This window comes from Streptomyces actuosus, assembly GCF_016921115.1.
In the GTDB taxonomy this organism is placed as follows: domain Bacteria; phylum Actinomycetota; class Actinomycetes; order Streptomycetales; family Streptomycetaceae; genus Streptomyces; species Streptomyces actuosus_A.
Window position 1 is genome coordinate 1 of the sequence record NZ_JAFFZS010000094.1, and the last position, 1,625, is coordinate 1,625.

General features: G+C 65.8%; 1 pseudogene. It reads left to right on the plus strand.

Annotated elements, in window-relative coordinates:
* Positions 1 to 144: 144 nt before the first annotated feature.
* A pseudogene (locus JS756_RS35640) lies at positions 145 to 726 on the plus strand (transposase); the annotation flags it as partial.
* Positions 727 to 1,625 lie beyond the last annotated feature (899 nt).

The window sequence follows — 1,625 nt, forward strand, 5'->3', positions numbered from 1 at the left end:
CGCAGCCGGCTCCGTCGGCACCCCGACTACGGGTACGTCACTCCACTCGAAACGAGATCCTTGCTCAGGCAGAACCTCGTCCCGGCAGCGTAAACACCCGCTGTCCAGTTCGAGGGGGGAACTTCAGCCGGGCCGGCCAAGGGCGTCTGGTATCACGCTTACGTCGTCATCGACATCTTCAGCCGCTATATCGTCGGCCACACCGTCGAGGCCGCCGAATCAGCTGCACGGGCCGAGGAGTTGATCCGCGAGACCATCGTCCGCAACGGCATCGTGCCCGAGACCGTGCACGCCGACCGCGGCACGTCGATGACCTCGAAGAAGGTCTCGCAGCTGCTGATCGACCTCGGGGTCACCAGGTCGCACTCGCGGCCGAAGACGTCCAACGACAACCCCTACAGCGAGGCCCACTTCAAGACCACGAAGTACATGTCCGACTACCCCGAACGGTTCGACTCGCTGGCCCATGCCCGCGAGTGGTTCGAGGCGTTCATCGCGTACTACAACCACGAGCACCGGCATTCGGGCATCGGCTGGCACACGCCCGCCAGCGTGCACTTCGGCACCGCCGAGGAGGTCCGCGACCAGCGGGCCGTCACCCTTGCCGAGGCATACGCCCGCCACCCCGAACGCTTCGGCCACCGCCCCCGACCACCCCAGATACCCCAGCAGGCATGGATCAACGACCCGGCCAAACGCAGGGAACCCGCACCACAAACCTCATAGCGCCACAACCGTCTCACTGGACTTGAAATCTTCGTGCGCCGTGGAAAGCGCTGCTTGACCGAGTGGAGGTGGAAGACCTGCACCGTTTGCCCCGTCGCAGCGGGGTGAACGTAGCTGGCGGCAGCCTGATCCGGGAGATGCCGGGGAGGGTGGGAGCAGCCGCGACAAAGCCGGGACGGTCCAGGACTGCCAGATGGGTCGGGTCCGGCGAGCGAGACGCAGAGGTGTACGAGAGGAACCGGCGTTTACGCCCCGAAATGAGTCACCGGCTCGAACCTGGCGGATCTGGGCCGGATGCGGTGCGCACCCAACTCCTTTCAGGAGCTGGGGAACTTCCGGGCAGGTTTGTATTTGCAGGTCCGGGAGGCTGTGGTGAATGCCTGCGGCGTAACCACGGCGAGGCCGCCGGGGCAGAGTCGGGCGCCTACTGCAACGAACGGTCAGCAGTGAACACGGGAACCGTCCCGGGTCTACCGCCGGGTCGCGCGGCCAGCGCGGGGTGGAGGCTGGGTCCATCGTCGGCCGATCGGTTCGGGACGGGGCGGAGCCGCCGTAGTACTCGGAGTCGGGGAGAGCCCGGAGCGGGGGGAAGGGCGGCAGCAGTTCCGGGAAAGGAAGGAGACTGCAATGCCAGAAGATGCACTGCCGAACGGCAGTGCTCCGGCCGGGTCGGCCCCGTTGGGGCCGTCGGGTCGGGTACTGGAGATGCAGACCAAGCTTCACCGTTGGGCGGTGGCCGACCCTGGCCGCCGGTTCGACGACTTGTTCAACTTCGCTGCGCCACGAAAGCGCCTTGTCATATCCCCGGTTAAGCCGGGAGGAAGTCGGAGGGAGGTTCCTGGGTCTGATGGCTAACCTGAATCCGAAAGGTGCAGGGAACAATAGCATGCCAGAAAAGC